The sequence below is a fragment of the Flavobacterium xizangense genome, assembly GCF_054075145.1.
Window position 1 is genome coordinate 34599 of the sequence record NZ_JBSIPG010000009.1, and the last position, 19032, is coordinate 53630.

At 36.1% G+C, this 19032-nt stretch carries 12 protein-coding genes; 3 read left to right on the forward strand and 9 right to left on the reverse strand.

Annotation, left to right across the window (positions count from 1 at the left end):
• Positions 1-172 precede the first annotated feature (172 nt).
• From ACWA1B_RS17470 to ACWA1B_RS17490, 5 genes are all read right to left on the reverse strand, one after another.
• The gene (locus ACWA1B_RS17470) at positions 173-2338 is read right to left on the reverse strand and encodes a GH92 family glycosyl hydrolase (RefSeq protein ID WP_456909098.1); all 2166 of its coding nucleotides are present in this window, start codon (positions 2336-2338) and stop codon (positions 173-175) included.
• A 326-nt stretch (positions 2339-2664) separates the two neighbouring features.
• Positions 2665-4617 carry a DUF4861 family protein gene (locus tag ACWA1B_RS17475; protein ID WP_456909100.1) on the reverse strand — a complete coding sequence of 651 codons (1953 nt, stop codon included), beginning with the start codon at positions 4615-4617 and terminating at the stop codon, positions 2665-2667.
• Position 4618: 1 nt separating this feature from the next.
• Positions 4619-6277: a T9SS type A sorting domain-containing protein gene (locus ACWA1B_RS17480; RefSeq protein WP_456909102.1), complete on the reverse strand. Its 1659-nt coding sequence runs from the start codon at positions 6275-6277 to the stop codon at positions 4619-4621.
• Positions 6278-6369: 92 nt separating this feature from the next.
• A complete protein-coding gene (locus ACWA1B_RS17485; RefSeq protein WP_456909104.1) occupies positions 6370-8175 on the reverse strand; it encodes an endo-1,4-beta-xylanase in 1806 nt (601 codons plus the stop codon).
• Between the two features lie 30 nt (positions 8176-8205).
• Entirely contained in the window at positions 8206-9738 is a 1533-nt protein-coding gene (locus ACWA1B_RS17490) for a beta-galactosidase (protein ID WP_456909106.1), read from the reverse strand.
• Positions 9739-10085: 347 nt separating this feature from the next.
• On the opposite strand from ACWA1B_RS17490, the gene ACWA1B_RS17495 reads away from it, so the two are divergent.
• Positions 10086-11156 carry a sugar ABC transporter substrate-binding protein gene (locus ACWA1B_RS17495; protein WP_456909108.1) on the forward strand — a complete coding sequence of 357 codons (1071 nt, stop codon included), beginning with the start codon at positions 10086-10088 and terminating at the stop codon, positions 11154-11156.
• A gap of 205 nt (positions 11157-11361) precedes the next feature.
• On the opposite strand, the gene ACWA1B_RS17500 is transcribed toward ACWA1B_RS17495, so the two are convergent.
• The 3 genes from ACWA1B_RS17500 to ACWA1B_RS17510 all read right to left on the reverse strand — a co-directional run bounded on the left by ACWA1B_RS17500 (position 11362) and on the right by ACWA1B_RS17510 (position 15476).
• On the reverse strand, positions 11362-13620 hold the full coding sequence (locus tag ACWA1B_RS17500) for a GH36-type glycosyl hydrolase domain-containing protein (RefSeq protein WP_456909110.1): 2259 nt from the start codon (positions 13618-13620) through the stop codon (positions 11362-11364).
• A gap of 88 nt (positions 13621-13708) precedes the next feature.
• Positions 13709-14530: a sugar phosphate isomerase/epimerase family protein gene (locus ACWA1B_RS17505; RefSeq protein ID WP_456909112.1), complete on the reverse strand. Its 822-nt coding sequence runs from the start codon at positions 14528-14530 to the stop codon at positions 13709-13711.
• 100 nt (positions 14531-14630) lie between these two features.
• Positions 14631-15476, reverse strand: coding sequence for a phytanoyl-CoA dioxygenase family protein (locus ACWA1B_RS17510; protein ID WP_456909114.1), 846 nt, complete (start codon positions 15474-15476; stop codon positions 14631-14633).
• Positions 15477-15612: 136 nt separating this feature from the next.
• On the opposite strand from ACWA1B_RS17510, the gene ACWA1B_RS17515 reads away from it, so the two are divergent.
• Positions 15613-16506: an AraC family transcriptional regulator gene (locus ACWA1B_RS17515; protein ID WP_456909115.1), complete on the forward strand. Its 894-nt coding sequence runs from the start codon at positions 15613-15615 to the stop codon at positions 16504-16506.
• A gap of 760 nt (positions 16507-17266) precedes the next feature.
• Here ACWA1B_RS17515 and ACWA1B_RS17520 read toward each other — a convergent pair.
• Positions 17267-18061, reverse strand: coding sequence for an SDR family oxidoreductase (locus ACWA1B_RS17520; RefSeq protein WP_456909117.1), 795 nt, complete (start codon positions 18059-18061; stop codon positions 17267-17269).
• A gap of 123 nt (positions 18062-18184) precedes the next feature.
• Between ACWA1B_RS17520 and ACWA1B_RS17525 the strand changes: the two genes are divergently transcribed.
• On the forward strand, positions 18185-18565 hold the full coding sequence (locus tag ACWA1B_RS17525) for a winged helix-turn-helix transcriptional regulator (RefSeq protein WP_456909119.1): 381 nt from the start codon (positions 18185-18187) through the stop codon (positions 18563-18565).
• Positions 18566-19032: the final 467 nt, after the last annotated feature.

Genomic DNA, 19032 nt, shown 5'->3' on the forward strand with positions numbered 1-19032 from the left:
CACTTTTCAGAACTCTAATTTGTAACTGAATCTTCCAGCTCTCCTCAATAAATGCTATTGATCATCTTATGAGAAACTAAAATCTAAGAAATAAGCAGTACTGCCATGGTGATATGATGTATTTTGCTTTATATAAATTTTATATACAGATTCTGCACTTATGTAAATAAAACTATTTATGCAAAAACGGCTTTTCTCCCATTACAAATTCAATGGTACCTCCATTTTCAATCTCGTTATGAGTGAAAATGGAGTTTTTCCATGTCTTGCCATTAATTTTGCATGACTGGATATAAACATTTTTATCCGAGGCATTTTTTGCTGTTACGATTACTTTTTTTCCGTTACCAAGGGTCAGTACCGTTTTCTCAAAAGGAGATCCCGTCAGATAATATATATTTTGACCCGCATTAGGAAAAAATCCCATTGCTGAAAACACATACCAGCTGCTCATTGCACCGCTGTCGTCATTCTCTGCATTGCCTTGAAGAGTAAATCTTTCTTTCATTAATCTTCTTATATAAAAACTCGCAAGATCTGTACGATCAGCATAATGAAATGCATGCACTGCTAAAAACGCTGGCTCATTGCCATAATCAATAAGATTGTTGTCAAATGCGTATTGCAGCTTTTTGGCAAATGCTTCTTTTCCTCCACTTATTTCAACGAGCTTCTCAAACTGATGTGGAACAAAATAAGAATAGGTCCAGGAACTACCTTCATAAAAATAGTCCTTCCACGAACCCCAGTTCTTTTTTAAATCTATGGTTACAAATTGTCCCTCTAAATTTCGAGGGACTATAAATCCTTTAAATCCATCACTTTGCGCGTCTTGGTCCCACAGGTTCACCCATTTGGCGCTTCTGTCAAGGTATTTCTTATAATCCGCCTTGGTACCTAATGATTTAGCGAGTTCTGATGCGCAAAAATCATTATAAGCGTATTCTAAAGTCACAGAACAACTCATTTTTCCAGCCGGAATCCATCCGAGTTCTTTATACATTTTGCTGTTATCCGGCTTGCCATAGCTGATACCGTTTCGCTCACTATCGGCGTGAAATTTAACAACCTCATAAGCCTGCTTCCAATCCACTCCTTTAACTCCTTTGACAAAAGCATCTGCTATTATGTTATCAATGTTATTACCTCCCTGTTCAGCCATCATGTCGTTCCCTGCGACATACGCGTCTTTGACCCTGCCATTTTTTTTCAGGCGGGCTATAAACGAGTTAATTGTTCCGCTAACCATATCAGGATTGGTGAGTACCTTTAGCGGATAAAGCGTACGCCAGGTATCCCATACCGCTAGATGATCGTCCCATACCGCTACATCTTTATCAAAGCCTACCATATCGTTTGTTTTGTCGCGTGGCATAATGGAGCTATGGTACAGGGCGGTATAAAAAATACGCCTTTCTGTTTCTGTTCCTCCTTGTATCTCAATTTTTCCCAATTCCTGATTCAATTTTTTTCTGGCATTTTCTTTTACCTGGTCATAATCCCATTGAGGGATTTCGGTATCAAGCCAGGCTGCTGCATTCTCCGCGCTCTGCATCGAAACGGCTACTTTCAAATAAACAGCCTCACCCTCTTCTGTGGTATATTGGGCATAGGCGCCAATACGGTCTTCTACCTTATCTGTTACCTGCTCACTACTTCCATTATTGATAATGCCATTACTAAATGTACCTTTTGACTGCGGCGCTTTGCTTAGTCTTATACAAAAGAAAATTTTGTAGGGACCATTAGAAAAACCTCCAATGTATTGACCGTAACCTTTCAATTCTGTGCCGTCTGAGTTGCTAAAGGTTACTTTTCCTTCTAAAAAATTTCCTTTTTCACTTTTCATGACCCTTGCTATATCCGTAATATTATGACTGAGATCAAAGAGAATATTTGATTTGTCTGACTTCGGAAAAGTAAATCTGTAAATTGCAGAATGCTGCTGTGGAGCAATTTGGGTTTTAATTCCGTAGCGGGTCAAAGCCACCGAATACTCAAAAGGAAGCGCCGTTTCATCTGTTTTAGGAGAATCGTGCTCTGATTCTCCTACAGCCAATCCAATTTGTGGTGAAAACAAAATCTGACCGTATTTGCCCCATCCGGTTCCGCTTACGTGCAACTGTGCAAATCCTCTTATCGGCTCTCCCATAATGTATCCATCCATATCATAATTTACAGATCCGGGAGCCGTCTGCGGACTTGGACTTATAGACGCATTAGGAAGCTGTGGCCCTAATATGCAACTAGTGTTTTTATCTCGAACACCTATAAAATTGTCCACAAAATCAACTGCAGTTTTCTCTCCCTGCTGTGAATATCCAATGATACTAGTCAAAAACAAGCAGGTTAGTATTATTCTAGCCGATGCAGCATTCTTAAAGCACTTATATATCATAATTAAGAAGTATTTTAGAAACTTATTTCTATGTTAAAAATTACGTTTTTCAAAAAGGAAAATCATTTTTGCCGTCATTCTTGTTTTCGGTTATAATGATTAAAAACTTAGATTTCAAATATATTAGCATACCCGTTACCGCGGTAGGACGCATGGTTCAGGAAATAGAAAAAATAGCTCATTATCGAGACAACAGCTTTTACTTTGAAAACAAGATTTATGAAATTGATTAGTTGTCGAAAAAAATTTCACTACTTATTGAATCATCATTTGTAAACAGCTGTCTTGTCCATGAAGTCAATTGCACTGGCTTGTAACTTGATATAACTAAACCAATCTTTCTTGTTCTTAAAAAAAGAACTATGATCCCATCCTGCTCCGGCATAATAAACAAATGGGGTGTTTGTTTTTACCCTGATCAAAACATATTGATCCCCCTCATAGCAGCCATAGCCAATAAAATTTCTAGGATCAGCCAAAACCGCCGAACCTATACTTCCATGTTCAGTACTGGTATTTTCCCATGTACTTACTGTTGCCGCTTTTTGATCTTTACTCACTTCAGGATGTCCGTAAGTTGTTATCCCAATGCCAATAGTAAGTTCAATATCCTTATCACTTTTTATGGTACTTGTGACTTTAAAAAGATTGGTTCCAAGTCCCATTTCAATGACTTTTTTTTCTTCCAAGGCGGTTATACCCGGAACATTCCACGTTTGATAATTAAGCTGTACACCAATACCATCGGTTTGGTTTTTAAGAAATTTATAGCTGTCAAAAGTTGCTGAAGGATAAGGTTTTCCATCTATCCAAACCGCTATAGCTCCGCAACCTCTAAGTTTTCCCATGTGATAAAAATCGAGACCTTCTCCCCTGTCGATATGATAATCCTTTCCTTCGTCGTTTAGTTTGTACCAATTATCTATAACTGGATATTCTACTTTTTTAGTCCATACATCTATACCATTGCCGACTTTAGACCTTACGGAAGGGCCATAGAGTCTGTATGCAATTCTGTCATTCTCCCATGCTATATCACTTCCCCTTTCAAATTTCATATAGGTTCGTACTGTTTTTGGTGAATCAGCAATAGAATAGATTCCCATTCTTTTTAAAGGCTTTACATTGGCTATACCCATTTTGGCTGCCTGACTAAAAGCCAGCACGGCGGGACCAAAAGCATGATGATCATTAAATACCCATGGGCGGGATTTGTAGTCTTGCTTTGTTCCATTATTTGGCGCCAGACAACTGAAACAGGCATGACTCACAGAACCGTCTGTGCCTATATAGGACAGGTAGCCTGCAAGGCCAAGTTTGAAATCCTTCATATATTTTTGATCAAGTATTCTTTTTTCAAGCATAATCCCCAGACCATACAATAGCAATCCGCTTCCTGAAGTTTCGACATAAGAAGTCTTATCCGTAATTTCCTGATGCCACAGACCTTCTTTATTTTGATATTTCAATACAGCTGTAAAGAATTGCCTGCCTAATTCCTCAACCTCCTTATATTTAGGATGTGTCTGTGGCAGATCACGAACTAAAATAGCCAATGCAAATGCACCCCATCCGTTTCCCCTGCTCCAATTATCCTCAGAGATGCTTCCGTGTCCGGCAAATCCTCTTGCCTGATGAAGCAAACCTGTTTTTTTATCTTTTAATATCTGAAAGAGGCCCAGCGTTTCATCTACAGCCATGTTTATATATTGCTGATTTCCATTTCTAAGACCAGCGTATAATAGATATGGACTTACCGCAAATGCAACGTCTATAAAAATTTTATCGCCAGTTGCAAAATTAGCAGTCATTAAACCTTCAGGAGAACGGTTTTGCAGCTGCATCATCTTCTCTGCTGTAGTATAAATTTGCTTATCAAGGTCAGGCGCAAAGTTTTTCCATGACAGATAAGCCGCTCCAGAGCCACCTGCTTCATAGGATATAATACTTCCCTTTGCATTTATGGAACCGTCTGAAAATCTTTTATAGGTCGAAATGGTATTTTTAAGAATATCTTCGTTTCCCGGCAGTAGCGAAAACTCACTTATTCCGTGCAAAAGCAAGGTACCGGCATAAAAATCCAATTCAGTATGCTGAATACCCTGATCGTAAACTGATTGGATAATATGCCTAACATCATAGGACGTATTAGTTTGTTGTGCCTGACATAAAAATACCGAGCAGACAGTCAAATAACAATATAAAAAAACAGCTCTCATATTATTTTTGGATGAGAAATTTGGATGAGAAATTTTTACCGCTCTCGCCTGCAACTTTCAGTAGATATAAGCCGGTGTTAAACTTACTAGTGTTAACACTTCCAGAGTCAGTTCCTGCATCGAACAGGCGAGTGTCATCTTCACTGTAAACTAATCTGCCCTGTAAGTCATATATCAATACCTTGTATTTGTCAGCCTCGTCTGATCGTATATTTATGGTTATGGACTCTTTAGCAGGATTTGGATATATTTTTAATCCTCGCCCTGATTCTTTTTGAATCAAATTACCTGTACTAAGATTAGGGCTGTATTCAAATGCCCCAATATCGCCCTGATTTCCAATAGGTCTCCCCACATCGTTAAAATCTTTAGTCGACAAAGGAAATCCTGCCACTTTATTTATAGCAGGCGACCCTTCTCTTAATCTATAATCATTTGATGCTGGATCTGTAAATTTAGGATCCTGTACAATCGCATTTGTCCCAGAGAGCAAAGTTGATCCAAATAAAATATTATTGTCTATAACAACAGGATAGGTCTGATTGTTTCCCCTGATTTGTACAGGCGATGAGGCTATTATATTGTTTCTTACATTGAATCCGTAGTTTGCTGCATTTGTAGCTTCAATCAACAGACCGCAATTCTCCCAATTGCCGCCACTTGTACCACAGTTAACGATTGTATTTTGATATACATCAATCTCCTGCAAGGGGCCATTGTTAAGATAGCCTGCAATTCTGATACCTACTCTTTTTATATTATATACGACATTGTCGTGAACCTTAATACCTTTTGCCGTACCGCCTTCCTCGCTGGCTATAGTAATTCCGCCACCTCCTACATCAAAAACTTTGTTGGCATATACTTCTATATTATTGATGTTTTTCTGATAGGCATCTACATAAATACCTACACGGTACAAGTTAAAAACTGTATTGTGGTGTATGCTTCCGTTACTGCAGGCATTTTTCGCATCAATTCCCTCTCCTCCGTTAGACGGATCCGTCGTGCGGTCAGAAACGATATTATATGCCACCTCAAAGTTATCCACACTTGCCATTGTAATACATTCATTTGTCCCTGCTGCTTTATCAGGATGCACACAGGCCTGCTGCACTTTATTGTTTACTACCTGGATATTTGATGATGTAGCGCCAATTATGCCCGAGGCTCCCGTATTATAGATACTGCAATTTTTTATGGTAATGTTTGAGCTATTAATGGCAATAATTCCAGCCCATTTTGAATTTATAAGACGCAGGCCTTCAACTATAATCCAGCTTTTCAAATTTGTCGCATTTGGTCCTGCGATCGTAATAAGTCCGCGTCTGTTTGAAACTGTAGGGGTTGCTGAAGCTGAACCATCTATGATTACTTCTCCCGGAATTTCTGCCTTGTAGGTAATAGGCAAGAGCGATGTGCCGGAATTTACCATATCAATCTGCATTGTTGGAGAATAGGTACCCGATTTTATGATTACGACATCTCCTGCCAGAGCAACCTGGGCAGCTTTATTTATCGTCAGATAAGGCTTGTCTACTGTGCCGTCATTGGGTGAATCGTTGCCGGTTGTTGCGACATAAATATTTCTGGCACCTGAAACTGATGTTGTCAGAATCGCCAGCAGCAAAATCAAATTTATAAAGATAGTCCGTTTCATATTTTTATTTTATCAGTATTTTTAAATATTTCAAAGCAATTCTATTATTTTAAAAAATCATAGCAAGTACTTTGTTCGCAATACTGCCAGTATTATAATTTTATCTCCAATTTTCGGCTTTCCTTACTCAACTGATACATTACTTTTTTTACCACACTTCCATTTGTTACCGTTATTTCATAAAGTCCAAAATGTCCTCGTGAACTAACATGACCCTTACTGTCAGATTCCTGTATAAAATTCGTTTTCCACTCCTTGGTTACCAGATCACGCCAAGCCTGGGCATTTGGTTTTGCAGTCCAGTCTTTTCTAAACATAGCGGCATCGGGTTTCCAGTGTTTGGGTTCCCAGAAACCCCAAATCGTAAATCCTGTTACAACTGGAGAGCTGTAGCATGCAATTAAAAAGTCTCGTGTGTAGTCTGCCTGAAGTTCTTCATCTTTCATGTTTATATCAAACTCTGTAATCTGAACAGGAAGCCCTGTAGATTTGAATAATTCGAGATCGCTTATTACCTGCTCAGGATTTCTTGGCTGTCTTCCCACATGACCCTGAATCCCTATTGCATCAATAGGAGCTCCTTTAGTTCTCAAATCACTGATGAGCTTTACGTATTCTTTAATATTATTAGGGCTGGCGATACTGTTAAGCATCCCGTATTCATTAATAAACATTTGGGCCTGAGGATCTATAGATTTGGCAATCTGAAACCATTTTACTTCGATATCTTTTGGCAGATACGCAAAAAATTCTTTTTCATGCACTAGTTCATTTACAACATCCCATCCAATTACTCTTCCTTTTAAGATAGACGTTTTTTCACGTATTTCATCTTCAATGTATTTTTCGAATGCCTTGGGATCATTCTCTGCAAGTGTTTTCACACGTGCCGGATTAAATTTCCATGCCGGCCAGACAAGATTATGTCCACGCTGCCTGAATCCGTTTTTTTCCAGCCATTCAAATGCTTTAATGGTTTGCTGCTGTTTCTTTTCATTTTGTTTCCAGGAACCACCTTTAAATCCGTTTTCTATAACTGCTGTATTAAAAAGTTCTAAAAGATTTTTCTTGTATTCTTTTGAATCTGGCAGTTCCTCTGCTAAAATTTCTTCGTTAACAGCCGTTCCCCAAATAAATTCTGAAGTTTTCATTTTGACCTCAACTTTTGCCCCCTTAACAGCAATTCCTTTTGAGTCTGTTAAATGAATATCAATTGGCGCTGTTCTGATTTCTTCGATTTTTTTTAAAGCTTGTGTTCTCCATGCCGCATTCTTTTCACGCCCTAAATAAGTAAAACGTGTTACAGGCAGTTTTTCCAACGAAATTTTATTCTCAAAATTTAAAACAATCAAGTCTTTGATTTCTACCTTTTGCGATAGCGCTCCGAGTGAAAGAAAAATTTCACCTTCGCCTGCAGGCATATCAGTCAATGCTGTAAACGGAATATCATATTCTTTCCATTCAGGTCCGGCGCCAAGCTGAATAATAATGCTTTTATCACCGTCATAGTTTCTGCGGCTCATATAAAAATTCACTACAGCTTCCCCAGATTCCTGCCTTGCATAAAGGGCTCTCATAGTCAACTTGGCCAAAATAACATCTCCTTTTTTTAAAGGCTTATCACAGATCCATTTTACGTTGACATCGTAATGTGATTTTGCTGTTGTAAAAACTTCTGCTGTAAAAATTGTATTGCCATCCTTATCCGTTTTACCCTCGAAAGTGGCTTTCTTATCAGCTTTTGATCCATCTCTAAGAACAAAATCAGTCTGGGCCTTTTCCGGAAAAATATTGATTGGTTTTAATACTTCAAGATTTGAAGTAAGCTTATAGCTTCTCTGTGCACTTGCTCCTGCATAAACAAGCAGAAGCAGTACAAATACTTTTTTGTATCTCATGATTTAATAAAATAAAATTAGGGAAGTGAACTAAGGTGTCTTGATTTTCAGGAGACTTTTATCAATTATCAAAACAGGGGAATCATATATTAAAATGTCTTTAAAAGTGAAAATATCTCCTTTTTTACTCCATTTATCAGCAGGTATATTGTAAACTTTTCCAGATATAATATCAACATATACGGGATTTTCAAAATTTGCATTTGAAAAAGAAAAATCCTGAAGTTTGCCTGTGTTCGAATTCAACGGAATACTCTCGTCCATCCAAATTGTGTAAACCTGTTTTTTTGAATTTTTATGCTCATAACCATAAACGGATATACTCCTGTCTGTGCCACAACTGTATCGGTGTTCCCCTTTTTCTGCTCCAGTTATATTATAGGTGTGATGCAGGTCTGTCAAACGATGCAGCGAATCATCAAAAATTGAGGCTATATTTTGCATGGCATAGTATGCCGTTTTTGGACGGACTGCTTTTCTTGTTGCATCTGACTCAATAATTCCCTTTACATTGAGTTTAGTAATAGGGCTTCCGGCCATTCCATAGTTCATATCAATAATTCCTAGTATGCTGCATTGGATATCATGTCCAAGATTGCCAAGCATTCTTCGTGAATTCCATTTAGCCTGAGAGAGTTCCGTCCAGTCGTAATCACCTAATGCTCCTCGTCCACCACCACCAAAAGACGGGGCTCCGTTCTCTCCCTGTCTTAATTTAATTATAGGACTGTACTTATCAAGAACAGAGCGTAATTGCGATACACGTCCGTAATTAGAATCCGGATTATATACATAATCATGGTAGGTCATATTATCAAACAGATTAAGTTTCTTTTTATCGTGAAGAACTTTAAAAAACTTATCGGCATACTCTAGATCAATATGTCCGAGGGATAGTCCAGATATTATTGCCTGAGGCTGAATACTTTTTATAATTTCTGCTGTACGAATGTTTAATGCAGCTACTTTCTCCGGTGAATTTATTTTGTTATCACCAAAATTAGGTTCATTCCACACTTCCCATTCTTTAATTTTATCCTTATACCTCAATACTAAAGCTTTAACCCATTTATCCCAGGCAAGAAGAGCCTTATCAGAAGTAGGAATTCCTGCACTTAAATTAATGCCTCCGCCCCCTTCGTAGATTGGATTTCCATAAGAAGTTTCCAGCCATATTTCTAAACCGCGTTTTGTAGCGTCATCTACAATTTTGTCCAGCCAGCCCCAGTCATAAATTCCTTTTTCCTTCTCTGTTTTGGCCCAACCGGCCTGCATTCGTAATCTTTTTATTCCAAGAGGCCCTAAGTATTCTTTATATTGATGGTAATCGGCCATGTCGCGGTCAAGGGTCTCACAGCCAATAATCCAATTAGAGGTCTTTATTTCTTTTGCATCACGATTTTGTACTGTTCCAATAAACTCTAACGATAGCTGAAAATTTGTATTAATTACCGAAACCGTGCTTTGACTCCAAATTACTTGGCCTATTGATAAAAGAAATATTGATAATGAGCGCTTTTTTTTGAAAAAGGCGCAAATAGTATGACAGGTGTTTTTAAACATGATGGTTAGTAATTTTATACAACAAAATAGTTTTAACAAACTTTTTTTATTGTGTGCCCGTGCACAGATTAAATAAAAAAATATATATTTGTAGCAAATATCTAATTTTTTTTGAATACAGCAATAAAAAAATAAATAAATTTTGCTTTTGACAAATTTAAGCATAAAAAAAAACATATAAAACAATATAAAAGATAACATTTATGGCCTCCTTTTTCACCTGTAAATGAAATTGTGCTGTTATTACAGAATATTTTTATTTTTATATATTTTTGATTGAATGCCGATAATAGCCTGCGAACTATTTACTTTTGTTAATCAAGTCAATAAAACTTAGCCAGATTACTATGAAAAAAAACTTAACAATTAATGAAATTGCAAAAATTGCAAATGTATCCAGAGGTACTGTTGACCGTGTAGTTAATAAACGTGGTTATGTGGCAGAAGACAAACAAAAAAAAATTGAGAAAATTATAAAGGAATATAATTTTACACCCAATACCCATGCCAGAAATCTGGCATTAAGCAAGAGCTTAAAAGTTGCTGTAATATTACCGGAACATAAAGCGGGAGAGTATTGGGAACCAATTGTGAAGTCAACGGAAACAGCTGGAAAAAACTATTTGCCTTTCGGACTGAAAATAAGCTATTATTTTTTTGATCAGAATAACATTGAAAGTTTTAAGAATATAGAAAAAACGATTTTTATTGAAAAATACAGTGCTATTATTAGTACACAACCACAAAATCCTTCTATAAAAGCTTTCTTACGCAAGTGTAATACGAAAAAAATCCCTTTTGTTTTATTGGGAACTAATAATACAAAGTATGGTGCATTGACCAGTTTAGGACAAGATGCTACACAAGGAGGAAGACTGGCAGGAAAACTCATCAATTACGGACAGGAATCCAACGCTAAATACCTAATCTTCAATATCTATAACGAACAAAATATTAACCCCAATGTAGTAAGTAGAATTGAAGGGTTTAAAGCCTATTTTAAGGAAAACAAAAAAATAAAAACAGATTTAATTAATTTGAGCATCAATGATGCACACCTATCAGATAAAATAAAGGATAAATTAAGTACACTTACTAAAAATGATGGTATTTTCATTCCAAATTCAAGAGCACATATAGTTGCTAAACTATTGACCAAAGACAATAAAGTACGCTTTTTGGCTTTTGATCTTGTTAAGGATAATATAGAATATTTAAAAGAAGGCGTTATTGATTTTCTAATCAATCAAAAACCTTACGAGCAAGGATACAGGGGCGTTGAACTTCTTTACAGGTATCTTGCAACTTTTCAGGAACCACAAAAAATCATCAATATACCTGCAGAGGTCATAACAATTGAAAATCTGACTTTTAATGAGGAGAGCGACTTTACCGACAAAGAAAAAACTCCTGCCTAAAATCCAGGTTTAACATTACAATTAAAACTCATAGATTGAGGCTATTGGAATAAACAAGAAAACTTAAATATAAAGTTTTTAAGTATATTTTTTATCTTCTCATTATTACTTATTTCCTAAATTCCGATAGCCAAAAAAAGCCCAAAATAAATGAGCTTTTTATGCAATCAAGAACAAATTTTCTTTAATATATTTAATTTATTTATCAGTATTCCATTAGTTTGAAATAGCAATACAAGGGCCATGTATGCGGATGAGAACAGTAGCCTTGGAAAGCCGTTTTGGTCTCATTTGGAGCAACCCAAAAACTATAAAGCCCTTCACGATATAAGGTTGAATTTACTTCATCAGCAGCGGTCCACTGCCCTACCCAATATTCAGGATATTGCTTTGCAAAATTATCAAAAGAAAATTTGAGCAACAAAGATTGGGCTTCTTGCTTATCGAAAGAACCGACGCCCAGCAATACAGGATATTCTAATGAAAACCATATCCCACCATCCTCACCATCTGCTTTTCCTCCCCATAAAGGTTCTTCTCTGGTTCTTATTCCTATTTTTTCAGGATCCAGTAATTTTGTTTTGACATATTGGTAGATCTCTTTTTTTCTTTCCACTGGCAAATTTGGAATCTGCAGCAAATATCCCTGAGGCTCGATACAAACGCTTTCAACACCAAACTTCAGCTTGTGATTTAAATAAGCCCTGGGTGAGAATTTTCTGTCTCCAAGATCTTTTAAATATGCCATTTCAATTTTAAGACGATAATCTTCCAAAGCAGGAATAAAAGATAATGCTTCCTTATTTCCTGATTTTTTAAGTACATCTTCGAGCTTTGGCAAAATAGCCAGGACCATCGCTGAGTTTAAATGAGATTCTGCAGATCCTGCAAATACGTTTGGGGAATACTTATGAAAGAAACTATCGCTCCAATCTGAGTTTAACATCTTTACCAAGCCGTTTGGCCCCGTACCCACCTCATCTCTTAAGTATATAAAATATTTTTTTAAAATATTCAGAAGTATATCACTCTTTCCATATTCGGCAGGAAAGTAGTCTACCTGTTCATTCAAAAATCCATAATCTTTTGTAATCATCAGGTATTCAGAAATTGTATTAAAGAAAAACAGCTGCTCATCACTTTCCTTAAAAATAGAAGGCGCAGAATATCCATATCCTGAATTTCCTCTCTTAATTTCTCCATCAGCCTCTGAGTGCTTAATTACGTAACGAATAGATGATTTCGCCAATTCAGGATTAATATAACAGGCCGCGAGTGCTGCCTGCAGATGATCCCTGTTTGAAATATTGTCTCCAAAATGATAACTGTAAACAGATCCCTGAGGTATAAATGTTTCTTTATAATAGTCATTGTATTTTGAAGAAGCTTCAATAAAATGGCTGTTCCATAACATTTCTCTTTTAAGTATAGGATTGCTTTCATTTGACAAATCAGGTAATTTGCTTTTCCACATTTTTGCAAAAACACCCTCAGAATGCTCATTTAAATCGGCATCCAGAAATAAATCATCTATCTGATTTTCGATTTCAGAAAAATTGTTTAATTCCTGAAGCCCTATCACAATATGAAATGTTCTGCTCTCATTTGGCTTTAGGTTCACTTCAATATTTGTTACCAGTGTGTCCTTACTGACACTGACACTGCTCTCTTTTAAATCATTTTTTTTACAGTACATAAATACTGAGGATGGATTTACGTCATGCACATATCTCTCGTTTTTAGAAGGAAACAGCAAAAAAGTGTTGGGAACAGAATTGATCTTAGCTATTGCTATTTGTTTTTTATCATCTACTGAGGCTGTGGTATTGTATACTATGGGACGCTTAGCAATTGGTATATATTGTAAAGCATTTGCTACCGAATTAACAAGCATGCGTTCCTTATATAATAAATTCTGAGTCGTCTGACTATTGTTTTTAAGAAATACCGAAACAACAAAAGAAGGATTTCCAGAATTTATAGCTTTTGATGGCTTTACTGAAATTAATCTGTTGCAGCTAATATCCTTTTGTAACTGATAACTGTACCTTGCAAAGCCGACTCCAAAATATTTTTTCACCAGATTATTGTCAGTTGATATTGAATTTAACCCAACCAAATTAATCCGTTTTTTCTTATTCAAAACAATACTTGCATCGTTCCATCCATAATTGGGTTGGGAAGATGCGTTTATTCTTGTCCATACTCTTTGTGCGTTGACTAACTCATATATTCCACTAGCATGCGTTATCAAGGACATTTTATAATTTCCAAGCAAGAAATAAGGGTCACTCGGCAATCCTGAATCCTGGCCGGTTTTATCTTTGGCATAAAACGGAAGATTACTTGTATAGTGATAAAAAGGGAGTCCCAGGGGGGTAAATCCCCAATCTCCAATCCCGTTACTCTTTACTGCAGCAAACGGTACGATTAAACTTACCAAAAGAATTATTTTTTTCAACATGGTTTTATTTTTGGTTTCGACTACTTAAACAAATTCGTTTTAACGGTTATACTCAAAAAAAGAAAATTCTTTGTCTGTGCAATATATATTATAAGAATTCTGCATAACGTTTTTTAAGGAAGTTCATCATATAAATATTAATATCCCATTGATTGGCAACGGCCATTCCTGAAAACGGAATTGTCTGCATATAAGGCACTGGGCCAAATTCCGGAGTAATGGTTAAAAAGTCTGCTCCGGCTTCAAATCTCTCCTTTATTATTTGATCCCACCATTTCAAATGTGCATCAAACGCTATTTTCCATTCAGGGGATCGTGGGTCGCCAACCTGTGGTGATTCAGGCTGTCCTACTCGAGCATGTATGTGAATAGTTCGGGCAATAGCAAGGTTGACTGCATCTTCTTGCTGTTCTAATAAACTTTCAGAAACAACACACCAATGTGAAAAATCTGCCGTTATTCTCACCTCTTGGTTTTCCTGCAATAAATTCTTCGTAATGTGCGCAGCAAACAAGGCTTTGTTACGATGTGTCTCATGTGATATTGTAATTCCTGTATTATTGCTGATTTCACTTGCGGCCTGAAAAAGATTTTTATTCTGTTTGGCTGAAAAATAATCTTTTCCGGTTTGTGAAACAATCAATATTGGTTTTAATTCCGCAATGCTCTCTAAGTGTTTTTTAAAGTTATCTTTATGAGCTTCAAATTCTTCTTCAAAGGATTGATAATATTGTCCTATTAATTCCAGACCCTGACTTTTTAAAGCATCCTTTATTTTGAACTTCTGCCTCACTTCAAACGGTATTGGGCTTTCAATTCCATCATAACCTGCAGCTTTCGCCTTCTGGACAAACTCATCCCATGGTAAATTTTCTGAACCCCATCTTGGGCAAAAGAATTTTATTTTCATTATAGTTTTTATCTGGCTATCTTCGAAAAGACAAAATGTTTTTTATTCTGCTTCTCCTTAGCAATTAAATTAGTTTACTCAAAGATGATATCTTTAAATTTCAAACCTTGTCTTCCCATCCGGTCTCTTTTAGAGCAGGATCATTTTCTTTCTTTAAGAAATCAGCAGCTGACAAGGATTCGTGATCCCAAGTTAATATCGCCTCATCCGGAACAATATCTACTGGTGTTTTCCAGGACTCAGATGTTTCATTGTAAGCAATGTTGGATTGAAGGGTATAACAAGATATTAAGGACCATCTTGGATAATCTGATAAATTTGCCTCTGACCTGTGAAGCAGATTACTGTGAAAAAGAAGGGCGTCGCCCGGTTGCAGCTCTGCATAAACCAAATCCATTGTTTTAAGCGCATTATCAACCATCTGCATATCAGCTCCAACTTGTTCCCCGGCAAAGCCATGATTGATTCTACCCATCTTATGAGATTCACTAATAACCTGAAGACAGCCGTTCTCTTTATTCGCCGGTGTGAGTGCTATAAGTACACTCATCATTTGATCAGGAAACATAAACTGGTTTTTATACCAGTATCCATAATCCTGATGCCATTCCCATGCACCTCCCACTTTTGGCTCTTTCTGCATAAGTTTAGAATGGTAATGGCAAACGGGAGCATTATTACCTAAAATCTGACTTACGGCTTTTACAACTTTATTGGAACGTGTCAGATAGCCAAAAACATCATTTCCGGGTGTAAACCATAGTGAGAGTTTGGTTTTCTTTCCAGATTGGTCGTTTAAATCAAGTGCATTTTTTGCCATTGCCTGATCATTCAAGGCAGTTTGATAGAGGAGTTCAATTTCTTCCTTACTACAAAAGTTTTTTACTATGATAAACCCTTTATCGTGATACTCTGCAATCTGTTTTTCTGTTATTTCATTTTTCATGTTAGTTTTTTTTGCTAAGATAGACCAGCTGCAATGATAAAATCTACCAGATATCTGTTCAAAACTGATGGTTTTCTAACATTTTTTGCGCCTGAAAATAGTTTCATCTATATTTGAGTTGCTAAACAATAAATCAATGAAACCTGTCTTAGATTATTTGGCCAAAAATTTTGACGAATCTTTTGCCACAAGATTATTCGACTACAATTATTTTCCTACACCCTGGCATTTTCATCCAGAGTATGAATTAGTTCTGGTAGTGGAAAGCACTGGTACAAGAATCATAGGAGACCACAGTAGTGAATTTGGCCCCGGAAATCTTGTATTAATAGGACCTGATCTGCCACATCTTTACAGGAACAATCCTGAATTCTATCTGCCTAACACTGAACTTAGGGCCAAATCAATTGTGGTGCATTTTAATCATGAAACTTTTAGTGATGGATTTCTTTCTCTGCCTGAAAGTAAAAATCTTAATGAGCTTTTAATTCAATCGTCAAAGGGAATAAATATAACTGGCCTTACAAATACACTTGTAAGCAGAATGCTTTTTGAGCTTATGGAATTAAATGGTCTGGCGAGATGGCTCAAACTTTTGGAAATTCTAAATTGCATTGCAGAATCAGAGCATTTGGAATTAATCAGTACTAATTTCATAATTGGCAGAAATGGTGTTGAGTCTGAAAGAATGAAAAAAATACTGCACTATGTCTACCAGAATTTTAAGCAGGACATTAAAATTGAAACAATAGCCGGGCTTGTTAATATGGCTAACAATTCATTTTCAAGATACTTTAGTCAAAGGACCCGTCAATCATTTACCAGTTTTTTAAATGAAATACGACTAACCCACGCCACAAAGATGTTAATCGAAACACAAAAAAGTGTATTGGAGATTAGTATGGAATCCGGATTTAATAATTTGTCACATTTCAATTCGCAGTTCAAAATACGTTATCAGCAAAGTCCTTTAAATTTTAGAAAAAATTATCTGCACGCAAATGAAAACTTCAGGATTGGGACAACATAAAGGAACTTCTGGTGGATAAATATCTTACTGTTCACGATAATTATGATTTAGCTCTCAAGTATCGCTACGAAGAATACAAGTAAAAAATAAGACAGGTAAATCAATAAGCATTACAAATAAAAATCTTATTGCGGCATTAAGAAGCGTAGCACAGAACAAGTCAATAACCTGAAATTCAAAAATTTACACATGGATAATAGATATTAACACTTTTGTTTTCGTGGTAAATCGTGGTAATACATCTTTAAAGAAAAACAAAAAACGCAGTAAACACTTAGGTTTCAAGCCTGAGGTTCGAATTCTGCTCTCAATTTCAATAAAAATTTAAATAAACCATTTTTTAATCTCATGTATATTTAATATTTTTGAATTAACCACTAGGTTATACGTGTTATTAAAAATATACTTGTACAAACTGACAAAATATATTCATTTGATTTAGAAATTTAAAAATGTTTGTTTGTTGATTTTTTTTGCAAGATTTTGTTCAGATTTTGTACCTCATCCGTACCTCATGATCTGTAAACCCCAGTAAATACTGGACTGCTAATTTCTGTATCGGAAAATAAGAAAACATAAAGCAATTAAAAGTCAGGAGACTTTTGATACGTTTATTATTTCAAAGCAAAAATATACGCAAAGTCTGAGTCAATTGCCCTAAAAAAGTTAGACACTATTTGGGAGCAGTTGACTCAGCCTTTGCACAGCTTTTTAATTCTTACATGCACTTATTTAAGCATAAACTGAAAAATTAAATTAATTAAATTGTGGGAATTGTGCCACCATCAATTACAAATTCTGTACCCGTCAAATAGCCTGCTCTAGGTGAAACGAGAAATCCGACGAGTTCAGCAACTTCTTCGGGTTTGGCAGGTCTTCCAAAGGGTATTCCCCCTAATGCATCCATTACACTTTTTTCTGCTTCCTCTATAGATATATTACTACTTTCAGAAATACGCTCCATCATTCTTACAGAAGCTTCTGTCATAATCCAACCTGGAGAAACGGTTAGCACTCGTACTCCTTTAGGAGATACTTCTTTAGATAAACCTTTACTGTAATTAATAAGTCCAGCTTTTGCAGCCGCATATGGCAATGTGGAATCATACAAAGGAAGTTTTCCCTGAATAGAGGCAATATGAATAATTACACCTGTTTTGTTCACAATCATTTGAGGCAAGAACACTTTATCCAGTCTAACCGGTGCTAATAAATTGGCTTGAAGTGTTTCTTCCCAATCTTTATTGATCAAAGCGGCAAATCCTCCTCCCGGAGTTTCAGATCCGCCGAGGTTGTTTACAAGGATATCCAGCTTACCAAATTTTTCAAATACTTCACAAGCAACTTTATCCGCAGCCTCGGGCTTACTTAAATCCGCCGAAATGAAATATAAATCTTCATCCGCTTCTTCTGGTCGATTTCTCGCACTTATAATTACTTTAGCACCAGCATTTTTTAAACGTTCAGCAATGGCTCTGCCTGCTCCTTTTGTTCCTCCAGTTACCAATGCAATTTTGCCTGATAACTCGTTTTGATAGTCTACTATTTGTTTCATCTTGATTTCTTTTGTACAAATTTCAGAAGTATGCAACTTTCTCACAAGTACGGAATTACGATTCGGATAGGGATAAATTTTTCCCCTATTGCACAAATCGTAACATACTAGTACTTTTACAATATGTATGAAAGAAAAACAATACCGAACTTAAACTGCGGACTTGACCTGATAGGGGAAGTATTATATGGTAAATGGAAAATACGCCTGCTTTGGTTTATTAACGAAGGCCACAAAAGACCAAGTGAATTGCAGCGCAAAATACCTGATGCATCACGCAGGGTCCTGAACATTCAGTTAAATGAATTGGAAGAACATGAACTCGTTGTTAGGAAAATATATCCCGTAGTACCGCCAAAAGTAGAATACAGTCTTACAGAATTTGGTGAGAGTTTAATTCCTGTAATAGCTGCTTTAGGACAGTGGGGAGATAAGAATCAAGAAAGACTGAAGATGTTAATTAGTAAAAAATTTCCAGCATCAGTGAACAAAGAGCAAATTTAATAAGGTCCAAATCGATTAAAAATTTAAGGACTAAACAAGTGGGTTCGCTCAATTTCGATTGTGATCAAGATAACAATTATCCCCGATCAGATTATTAGTGTAGAAAAAGTGCAATTTACCAGAAACGCTGTTCCTAAGTATGAATTATACGAAGGGCGTCCTTTAAAAAAAGTTTCTATTAGTATGAAAGCAAAAAAGTTATTTCAATTGTCTCTAAACGCATGGCAGAGACTTCTTAAAGCAAAAAAATAGATTATATGACAAAAGCCTAATATCAAATGGATATCAGGCTTTAATTCAAAAAGCAAATATTTAAGTGAAGCAATTAGGAATTAAATACAATTTTAAAAAACTCCCAAAATTTCCCAAAATTCAAATTTTAAAAGCATAATAAGAACGCCTATAAGCAATATTAAACTTATTATTTCAACAAGGCCAATTACAGAAATTTTGGTTTAAATAACTTA

Coding starts and splice junctions, on each gene's coding strand:
- ACWA1B_RS17475 (WP_456909100.1), bottom strand. CDS start 4,617: ATGAGAGCTGTTTTTTTATATTGTTATTTGACTGTCTGCTCGGTATTT.
- ACWA1B_RS17480 (WP_456909102.1), bottom strand. CDS start 6,277: ATGAAACGGACTATCTTTATAAATTTGATTTTGCTGCTGGCGATTCTG.
- ACWA1B_RS17485 (WP_456909104.1), bottom strand. CDS start 8,175: ATGAGATACAAAAAAGTATTTGTACTGCTTCTGCTTGTTTATGCAGGA.
- ACWA1B_RS17490 (WP_456909106.1), bottom strand. CDS start 9,738: ATGTTTAAAAACACCTGTCATACTATTTGCGCCTTTTTCAAAAAAAAG.
- ACWA1B_RS17495 (WP_456909108.1), top strand. CDS start 10,086: ATGAAAAAAAACTTAACAATTAATGAAATTGCAAAAATTGCAAATGTA.
- ACWA1B_RS17500 (WP_456909110.1), bottom strand. CDS start 13,620: ATGTTGAAAAAAATAATTCTTTTGGTAAGTTTAATCGTACCGTTTGCT.
- ACWA1B_RS17505 (WP_456909112.1), bottom strand. CDS start 14,530: ATGAAAATAAAATTCTTTTGCCCAAGATGGGGTTCAGAAAATTTACCA.
- ACWA1B_RS17510 (WP_456909114.1), bottom strand. CDS start 15,476: ATGAAAAATGAAATAACAGAAAAACAGATTGCAGAGTATCACGATAAA.
- ACWA1B_RS17515 (WP_456909115.1), top strand. CDS start 15,613: ATGAAACCTGTCTTAGATTATTTGGCCAAAAATTTTGACGAATCTTTT.
- ACWA1B_RS17520 (WP_456909117.1), bottom strand. CDS start 18,061: ATGAAACAAATAGTAGACTATCAAAACGAGTTATCAGGCAAAATTGCA.
- ACWA1B_RS17525 (WP_456909119.1), top strand. CDS start 18,185: ATGTATGAAAGAAAAACAATACCGAACTTAAACTGCGGACTTGACCTG.